This window comes from Mesorhizobium sp. M7D.F.Ca.US.004.01.2.1 (assembly GCF_003997785.1).
In the GTDB taxonomy this organism is placed as follows: domain Bacteria; phylum Pseudomonadota; class Alphaproteobacteria; order Rhizobiales; family Rhizobiaceae; genus Mesorhizobium; species Mesorhizobium loti.
Window position 1 is genome coordinate 1 of sequence record NZ_RZRQ01000241.1, and the last position, 9,016, is coordinate 9,016.

Consider the following 9,016-nt stretch of genomic DNA (forward strand, 5'->3'; position numbering starts at 1 on the left):
GCCGCTTGGTGGTGAACGCAGTGCCAAGTTTTCCCTTGAAGGCCAGAAACGCGATGATCGGGAAGATGGCGAAGAAGGAGCGGAAGAAGACAATCTCGCCCGCCGGAACGGTGCCTGCGGCCTTGATGCAGGTCTGCATGCCGACGAAGACCGCCACCGAGATGATCTTGAGCGTGATGCCGGTGAGCGTGTTGTGCCCGCCGGCACGATCGCTGGCTGCGGCTGTGGAGCTGCCTGGGCCTGCTGTCACGCTCCCGCGGCTTCCCGGATCGTTGCCCAGATGCGCGCCGGCGTCGCCGGCATGTCGATGTGCCTGACGCCGTAGGCGCGCCAAAGCGCATCGGTCACCGCATTGAGTGCGGCCGGCGTCGAACCGATGGTGCCGGCCTCGCCTGCCCCCTTGATGCCGAGCGCATTGGTCGTCGACGGCACGTTGCGGGTCTCGAAATGAAAGAACGGGAAATTGTCAGCGCGCGGCATGGCGTAGTCCATGAAGCTCGCCGTCAGCAGTTGCCCGTCCTCGCCATAGATGGTGTCCTCGGTCAGTGCCTGGCCGATGCCTTGCACGACGCCGCCATGCACCTGGCCAGCGAGCAGGATCGGATTCACGGTGACGCCGAAATCGTCGACGATGGTGTAGCGGACAATCTCGGTGGCGCCGGTGTCGGGATCGATCTCGACCTCGCAGATATGGGTGCCGTTGGGGTAGGTGCACTCGTCCTGCACGAACTCGCCGAAGCCTTTGAGATCATCCGGCGTCTTGGCGGCCTTGGCGATGGCGGAAAAATCGATCGTGCGATCGGTGCCGACGATGCGGGCAACACCATCGGACAGCTCGATGTCGCCGGCAGAGGCTTCAAGCTCGTCGGCGGCGATGCGCCTGATCTTGTTGGCCAGATCCTCGCCCGCGCGGGAAGCTGATACACCCCCCAGCGGAATGGAGCGCGAGCCGCCGGTGCCGCCGCCGGCCTTCAGTTCGTCGGTATCGCCCTGGCGGACATGGATCTTGTCGATGTCGAGATTGAGCTTCTCCGACAGGAACTGCGCATAGGCGGTGGCGTGCCCCTGCCCGTTAGTCTGGGTGCCGATCTTCAACGTCACCGTGCCGTCGCCATTGAGTTCGACAAAGGCCGGCTCCGAGCCCGGAAAGGCGCAGGCCTCGATATAGGTCGCCATGCCGAGGCCGCGGATCTTTCCGCCAGCTTTCGACTGCGCCAGCCGCGCCGGGAACGCTTTCCATTCGGACCGTTCAATGGCGCGCTCCATATGGCCTTCGAATTCACCATTGTCGTAAAGGCGGCCGGTCTGCGTCCGGTAGGGAAACTGCTCCGGCCGGATGAAGTTGCGGCGGCGGATCTCCTCGACAGGCAGGCTGAGATCATGGGCGCAGGCATCTACAAGCTTTTCCAGCAGGAACGCTGCTTCCGGCCGACCGGCACCGCGATAGGCATCGACCGGGCAGGTGTTGGTGTAGAGACCGGTGACCGAGACGTCGAGCGCCTGGATGTCATAGACACCGGTCGACATGGTGACGCCGATATAGGGAATAAACGGACCGTATTGCGAGATATACGCGCCGATGTTAGCGAGCAGGTCCACCTTCATGCCGAGGAAGCGGCCATCCTTGTCCAGCGCCATCTCGGCAGTCACGAAATTGTCGCGCCCTTGCGCGTCGGTCAGGAAGTGCTCGGTGCGGTCGCCGGCCCATTTGACCGGGCGGCCAAGCCGCTTTGCCGCCTCCAGCACCAGCGGATATTCGCGGTAGACGAAGCTCTTGGGGCCGAAACCGCCGCCGACATCGGGGGTGATGACGCGCAGCTGATTTTTCTTGATCTTGAACAGGCCGGCCAGGATGTACTGCATGGAATGCACGCCCTGCGACCCCGTGGTCAGCACGAAGCGGTTCTCGTCAATGTTCCACTCGCCGATCGCCGAGCGCGGCTCCATGTAGTTGCAGTCCAGCCGGTTGTTGACGAATTCGATGCGGGTGACATGGGCGGCTTTGGCGAAAGCCGCCTTGGTCTTCTTCTTGTCGCCTATGTGGTAGGTGAAGGCGCGGTTGGAACCGAGCTCCGGCCAGACCAGCGGCGTGCCTTCGGCAAGTGCCGTTGCCGTCCCGGAGGCCGCATCTTCGCTGTCATAGTCGACGTCGATCAGTTCAGCGGCATCCTGCGCCAAAGCACGGCTGTCGGCGACGACGAAGGCAACGGCATCGCCGACATAGTTGACCCGGTCGCGGCACAGGATCGGGATGTCACGCGTCGGCGCCTTGGTGCCGTCCGGCTGTTCCTGCATGACACCGGACTTGAGATCGCCGAGATGAGCGAGGTCCTTGCCGGTCAGCACCAGATGCACGCCGGGTGCCGCCTTCGCCGCCTCGGTCGAACCGATGGTGAAGCTGGCCTTGGCGACTGGCGAGCGCAGAACATAGCCATGCAGGACGCCAGCCGGCTGGATGTCGTCGGTATAGCGGCCCTGTCCCTGGATGAAGGCGGCATCCTCGCGCCGCAGCACGGATGCGCCCATGCCGAATTTCGGTGTGACGACGGTCAATGGATGCCTCGCGGTGATGACGGAGAAGGAAGGCCTGAAATAGGCATTGCCTCAGTTTTGTCGAGGGGCCGTTTCGTGTAAAGAGCGCGGACTTCAAATTTCTTGGACCAGCGGACACAATCCGCCGCCAACGCCATCGACAGGAAAACCCACGGAATGCGCACGGACACCGGCCAGGTCTTCAAGCTCGAAGACTATCGCCCCAACGACTACCTCATTCCGCAAACCAACCTCACTTTCCGCCTTTCGCCAGACGCAACGCACGTCACCGCCTTGCTTACGGTCGAGCGCCGTGATGGCGTCTCCGTGTCGGCACCATTGGTGCTCGACGGCGACGGGCTGACGCTCAAGCGCATCGAGATCGACGGCAAGAAGGTGAAACCGGCGGATATGCTGGCGAGCCCGGACCAGCTGACCATCCTCAAGCCGCCGGCCGCGCGCCGCTTCCAACTGCTGATCGAGACCGAGTTGGCGCCGGCGGGCAATGAAGCGCTGATGGGCCTCTACCGCTCGAGCCATGTCTACTGCACGCAATGCGAGGCCGAGGGCTTCCGCCGCATCACCTATTTCCTCGATCGACCCGACATCCTGTCTGTCTACACGGTGCGCATAGAGGCAATGCGCGACGAGGCGCCACTGCTCCTGTCCAACGGCAACCCGGTCGACAAGGGTGACCTCGGCGACGGCTGGCACTATGCTAGTTGGCACGACCCCTTCCCCAAGCCATCCTATCTGTTCGCATTGGTGGCCGGCAATCTCGGCCAGGTCGCCGACAGTTTCGTCACCCTGTCCGGCCGCACGGTTGAGCTCGGCATCTATGTCGAGCCCGGCAAGGAGAAGCTGGCCGGCTACGCGATGGACGCCCTGAAGCGGTCGATGAAATGGGACGAGGAGGCTTTCGGCCGGGAATACGATCTCGACGTCTTCAACATCGTCGCCGTGTCCGATTTCAACATGGGCGCGATGGAGAACAAGGGTCTCAATATCTTCAACGACAAATATGTTCTGGCCGATCAGGAGACCGCGACGGATGCCGATTTCGCCAATATCGAGGCGATCATCGCGCATGAGTATTTCCACAATTGGACAGGCAACAGAATCACTTGCCGCGACTGGTTCCAGCTCTGCCTGAAGGAAGGCCTGACCGTTTTCCGCGACCACGAGTTCTCCGCCGATCAGCGCTCGCGCGCGGTCAAGCGCATCGCCGAAGTGCGCACGCTGCGCGCCCATCAGTTTCCCGAGGACCAAGGCCCGCTGGCGCATCCGGTGCGGCCGCGCCGCTACCGCGAGATCAACAATTTCTACACGGCGACGGTCTACGAGAAGGGCTCCGAAGTGGTGCGCATGATCCGCACAATTCTCGGAGTCGACGCCTTTCGCGCCGGCATGGACCTCTATTTCGAGCGGCACGACGGTGACGCGGCGACGATCGAGGATTTCATCAAGGTGTTCGAGGATGCGTCCGGCCGCGACCTGTCGCAGTTCGCGCTCTGGTATCATCAGGCGGGAACGCCCAACCTGACGATCAGTTCGACGCACAATCCGGCTGCGCGCGAGTTCACGCTCGAAATCGAGCAGTCGGTGCCGCCGACACCCTCCGAAAGCCGCAAGCGGCTGATGCACATCCCGCTTGCCTTCGGCCTGATCGGCGCCGGCGGCAAGCCCGTGGCGTATAGCGGCGTCGAGGGCGCCAGTGTCGAGGATGGCGTCATCCATGTCCGCAAGCGCCGCCACATGGTGCGGTTTTCAGGCGTCGCCGAGCGCCCGGCCGTCTCGCTCAACCGCGGTTTTTCGGCGCCGGTGACCCTGGCGGTCGAACAGAAGACCGACGACCAGTTCTTCCTCGCCCGCCACGACAGCGACGCCTTCTCGCGCTGGCAGGCCTTCAACACATTGCTGACCGACGCACTGATTGCCGCCTTCCGAGAAATCCTCGGAGGCAAGCAGCCGGTCTTCGCGGCGCGTCTGACCGAACTCGCCGGCAGTATCGCCGCCGACGAGACGCTGGAGCCGGCCTACCGCGCGCTGGCGCTGGCGCTGCCCGGCGAAGCAGACATTGCCCGCGACATCGGCAGGAATATCGACCCCGATGCCATCTATGCGGCTCGCGAGGCGCTGGCGCTGGCGATCGGCACCGCGAACCGGGACGCCTTTTCGGGCCTCTACCTCAGCCTTGCCGACAAGGCCGCGTTCAGCCCCGACGCGGCGAGCGCCGGACGACGCGCCTTGCGCAACACCCTGCTGGATTATCTGGCACTGCAGCCGGGCGGAGCGGCACTCGCCGCCGGGCATTTCCAGTCGGCGACCAACATGACCGACCGCGCGGCAGCGCTTGCCGTGCTCGCGCATCGTCACCATGGTTCGGCCGAGGCGGTCAAAGCGCTGGCGGCTTTCGAGACGATCTATGGGTCTGACCCGCTGGTCATGGACAAATGGTTCCAAATCCAGGCCAGCGTTCCGGGGCCGCAGACCGTCGACACAGTGCGGGCCCTGACCAGCCACCCGGCCTTCTCGATGGGCAATCCGAACCGGGTGCGCTCGCTGATCGGCACCTTCTCCAGTGCCAACCAGACCGGCTTCCACCGCGCCGACGGCGAAGGCTACTGGTTCTTTGCTCAGACTGTGCTCGAGGTCGAAAAACGCAACCCGCAAGTGGCGGCAAGGCTGGCGACGGCGCTCAGATCGTGGCGTTCGCTCGAACCTTTGCGGCAGGCCAAGGCCAGGGAAGCGCTGCTGTCGATCGCCGGCGCCGAAAACCTGTCGGCTGATCTGCGGGATATCGTCGAGCGCACGCTGGCGTGAGTGCGTAATCTCTTCAAGCGCCCGTTAGACCAGTCCCGGCTGATGGGACTGGGGCCTAGCGGTCAACTCGATTCCGAGCGCCTTCATCACGGCAATCGTCGTTTTCAGGGTCGGATTGCCGTTCTCACTGAACGAGCGATAAAGCTGTTCACGCGAAAGTCCCGTCTGGCTCGCTATCTGGGCCATGCCTTTGGCGCGGGCCACGACCCCCAGCGCGTGCGCGATATAGCCGGAATCCTCGGAAGCAAATGCTTCCGCCATGAAGGCCGCAATGGCCTCATCGGAGGTCAGGCCTTCCGCCGGATCAAAGGTTGTCAGTTTTTCAGCCATGTCATTCACTCCATTCTTTTGCCAGCCGTTTCGCTGTCGTGATGTCCTTCTTCTGAGTGCCTTTGTCGCCCCCGCATAGGAGGACGATGATCGTGCTCCCCCGCTTCTGAAAATACACGCGGTAGCCGGGACCGTAGTGGATACGCAACTCGCTTATCCCCTCCCCCACGGGCTCGACATCTCCCGGATGCCCATAGGCAAGACGGTCGAGCCGGGCAAAGATCGCTCCTCGGGCGCGCTCATCCCTCAGTCGCGTCCACCATTTTCGGAACGTTTCGGTCTGCTTCAGATCGATCATGAGAGAGTGTAGTTTATAAACTACAATCTGTCAAGCAAACCTCAGAGAGATGGTCGCGCACTCCATAGGGGGCATTGGCCCATTTCGGCGTTATTTTAGTCGATTTTTAATCTTTTTTCGCCGGACCACTGGACAAGGCGAATCACCTTTGATTCTTTACTGACGATTCGGATGTGCGGCGTTTGCCGGATCAACAAGCAGCATAGGCAAATTCGGGGAGTGCCATTTATGGCGAAGGCGGACGCGTGGGGCGCGCCCGGAGGGACGGCTTTTGCGCATCGTGAGACGCGCAGCGACGGCCTTGCTGGGAATACGCGGCTCATCGCCGAACCGGCCTACCGGCGGCTTCTGGCCGCCGAGCCGCTGCTGCGCCGATCGATACCCGTCCTGATCATCACATTCCTGATCGTCATCGCGGCACTGCGCGTGCTGTCGCTGATGAACGAGCGCGACGATGTCGAGCGCAATGCCAAGGCGATCCTGACGCTGGCGGCTGGCCAGCTGGCCAGTTCGCTCGCCACCACCTCGGACACGGTGCCCGGCGCCATCCAGGATCTGCTGGAGACCACCAGCCGTCAGGGCGCGATGGGCCGCAGCCATGTGCTCGTCATCACCGACAGTGCGTTCAAGATCGTCGCGGTGACACCGCGCTCGGTGCCATGGCAGGGCCATTCGCTCGACGGCCTCGTCGAAGGCGGCCAGCCATTGTTCATGTTCGGCGATCGCGCCGGCGTCATGGACGTCAACATCGACGGACGCGACTGGTACGCGGCGGTCAGCCTGGCGAATGGCCAGAAAGGTGCGTCGGCGGCCCTGGTGCCGCAGGACGCGGTTTTCGATGCCTGGCGCAAGACTGTTTCGCTGAACGTCACCCTGTTCGTGCTGACGGCCGGTGTGCTGATCGTCATCCTCTACGCCTATTTCGGCCAGGCGGCGCGTGCGCAGGCGGCTGACCGCATCTACCTCGAAGCACATCAGCGCATCGACATGGCACTGGTTCGCGGCCGCTGCGGCCTGTGGGACTGGGACATGGTGCGCGGCAAGATGTACTGGTCGCGCTCGATGTACGACATGCTCGGCTACAAGCCCTGCGACACGATGCTGTCCTTCGGCGAGGTCGATCAGATCATCCATCCCGAGGACGGCGACCTGTTCGAGCTCGCCAACAGAATTGTCGCGCGCGAGATCGACCATATCGACCAGGTGTTCCGGATGCGGCATTCCGACGGCCAATGGGTCTGGATGCGCGCCCGGGCACAAGTCATCGATCCGGAAGCCCCGGAGATCCAACTGATCGGCATCGCCGTCGACGTCACCGAACAGCGTCATCTGGCGTTGCGTTCCGAGGCAGCCGACCTTCGCCTCAGAACGGCGATCGAGAACATCAACGAATCCTTCGTGCTGTGGGATTCGGCGCAGCGCCTGATCATGTGCAATTCCAAATACCAGCAGGACAACGGGCTTTCGGACCGCGACGTGATGCCGGGCGTCACGCGTGCGGCATTGGAAGAACGCATGCTGGCCTTTGCTTCCGAACGGCGGCTTGCCAACACCAGCGGACTGCAAGGCGGCGCCACTTTCGAGCGCCAGCTGGCGGATGGACGCTGGCTGCAGGTCAACGAACTGAAGACCCGGGATGGCGGCATCGTCTCGGTCGGTTCCGACATCACCCAGATCAAGCTGCACCAGGAGAAGCTGGTCGACAGCGAGCGCCGGCTGATGGCGACGATCCATGATCTCAGCCTCGCCCGCCGGGCGGAAGAAGAGCGTTCGCGCGAACTGGTCGACCTCAACCGCAAATACATGAAGGAAACCGAACGGGCCGAAGCGGCGAACCGGGCGAAATCCGAATTCCTGGCCAACATGTCGCATGAGTTGCGCACGCCGCTGAACGCCATCATCGGCTTCTCCGAACTGATGGAACAGGGGCTGTTCGGCCCGCTCGGATCGGAGCGCTACGAGGAATATGCCACCGACATCAACAGCAGCGGCAAATATCTGCTGGGCGTCATCAACGACATTCTCGACATGTCCAAGATCGAGGCCGGCCAGTTCTCGCTGGACCGGGAGGAGATCGACCTCGGCCCGCTGATCAGCGAAACGGTTCGCGTCGTTTCGCTGCAAGCGGCGCAAAAGGCCATCACCGTGGAAACCCGCATCGCCGACGCGCTGACGCTGGTCGCCGATCGCCGGGCGATCAAGCAGATCGTCATCAACCTTTTGTCCAATGCGGTGAAATTCACCGGCCAAGGCGGCCACATATCGGTCAGGGCCCGCAACACATCCGGCGCGCTGGTGCTGACGATCGAGGACAATGGCTGCGGCATCCCCAAGGATGCGCTCGGCAAGCTCGGACGGCCCTTCGAACAGGTGCAGAACCAGTTCTCCAAGAGCCACACCGGGTCCGGCCTTGGCCTCGCCATCTCGCGCTCGCTGGCTGAACTCCAGGGCGGCGCGCTGAAGATCCGTTCGACCGAAGGTGTCGGCACGATCGTGTCGGTGCGCATTCCGGTGAAGAAGCCCGCGCCGGCCATCAGGGTCGCGGCCTGAGCAGCAGGCTCCGACTGACACCGCCGGAGCCTGCTCCAGACAGCCTCACTGCATATCGCTGTTGTCTCCGTCGTCACTCCATTGACGGTGGCGGCCGAAGCGGCCGCCCTTCGGCAATTCGCTCTTTTCGATCTTGCCGTCATTGTTCTTGTCGAGCATTGCGAAGACCTTCTTCTCACGACTGGTGAGATCGTCTGTGGTCAGCGTGCCGTCGCCCTTGGTGTCGTAGCGGGCGATAATGCGTTTGGCCATCTGCTCGAAACGCGCTTTCTCAAGCGCATCGGCAAGCTGGGCGACGGTCAGCTTGCCGCCATTGTCGGCGACGAGCTTTTTCAGCCGCGCGTTCATAGCGCCGGAAAACTGATCGAAGGTGATGGTGCCGCCGGAATCGCTCATCGCCTTGTTGAGGCGCATCATCGTGCCCTCACGCATTTTTTCACTGGCATTGTTTTCGGCATAGGCCGTGGTGCCGACGGCGCCGGC

6 protein-coding genes and 1 pseudogene are annotated in these 9,016 nt (G+C 62.9%); 2 read left to right on the top strand and 5 right to left on the bottom strand.

What is annotated here, in order from left to right:
* Window positions 1-250 (bottom strand): annotated as a pseudogene (locus EN993_RS25635) (EamA/RhaT family transporter); the annotation flags it as partial.
* Window positions 247-2,553: a xanthine dehydrogenase family protein molybdopterin-binding subunit gene (locus EN993_RS25640; RefSeq protein WP_127265159.1), complete on the bottom strand. Its 2,307-nt coding sequence runs from the start codon at window positions 2,551-2,553 to the stop codon at window positions 247-249. The pseudogene EN993_RS25635 and the gene EN993_RS25640, both read right to left, overlap by 4 nt.
* A 156-nt stretch (window positions 2,554-2,709) precedes the next feature.
* On the opposite strand from EN993_RS25640, the gene pepN reads away from it, so the two are divergent.
* The gene (gene pepN, locus EN993_RS25645) at window positions 2,710-5,355 is read left to right on the top strand and encodes an aminopeptidase N (RefSeq protein WP_127265160.1); all 2,646 of its coding nucleotides are present in this window, start codon (window positions 2,710-2,712) and stop codon (window positions 5,353-5,355) included.
* A gap of 24 nt (window positions 5,356-5,379) precedes the next feature.
* On the opposite strand, the gene EN993_RS25650 is transcribed toward pepN, so the two are convergent.
* The gene (locus EN993_RS25650) at window positions 5,380-5,685 is read right to left on the bottom strand and encodes an addiction module antidote protein (protein ID WP_109662594.1); all 306 of its coding nucleotides are present in this window, start codon (window positions 5,683-5,685) and stop codon (window positions 5,380-5,382) included.
* A gap of 1 nt (window position 5,686) precedes the next feature.
* Window positions 5,687-5,983, bottom strand: coding sequence for a type II toxin-antitoxin system RelE/ParE family toxin (locus tag EN993_RS25655; protein ID WP_109662591.1), 297 nt, complete (start codon window positions 5,981-5,983; stop codon window positions 5,687-5,689).
* Window positions 5,984-6,211: 228 nt separating this feature from the next.
* Between EN993_RS25655 and EN993_RS25660 the strand changes: the two genes are divergently transcribed.
* Complete coding sequence (locus EN993_RS25660; protein ID WP_109662588.1) at window positions 6,212-8,533, top strand: PAS domain-containing sensor histidine kinase; 2,322 nt, start codon at window positions 6,212-6,214, stop codon at window positions 8,531-8,533.
* Between the two features lie 45 nt (window positions 8,534-8,578).
* Here EN993_RS25660 and EN993_RS25665 read toward each other — a convergent pair.
* Window positions 8,579-9,016: hypothetical protein (locus tag EN993_RS25665; RefSeq protein WP_127265161.1), on the bottom strand; the 438-nt coding region annotated here is incomplete at its 5' end.

What these genes read in the sequence shown, in the direction of transcription:
- pepN (WP_127265160.1), top strand. Translation starts at nt 2,710, where the DNA reads ATGCGCACGGACACCGGCCAGGTCTTCAAGCTCGAAGACTATCGCCCC.
- EN993_RS25650 (WP_109662594.1), bottom strand. Translation starts at nt 5,685, where the DNA reads ATGGCTGAAAAACTGACAACCTTTGATCCGGCGGAAGGCCTGACCTCC.
- EN993_RS25655 (WP_109662591.1), bottom strand. Translation starts at nt 5,983, where the DNA reads ATGATCGATCTGAAGCAGACCGAAACGTTCCGAAAATGGTGGACGCGA.
- EN993_RS25660 (WP_109662588.1), top strand. Translation starts at nt 6,212, where the DNA reads ATGGCGAAGGCGGACGCGTGGGGCGCGCCCGGAGGGACGGCTTTTGCG.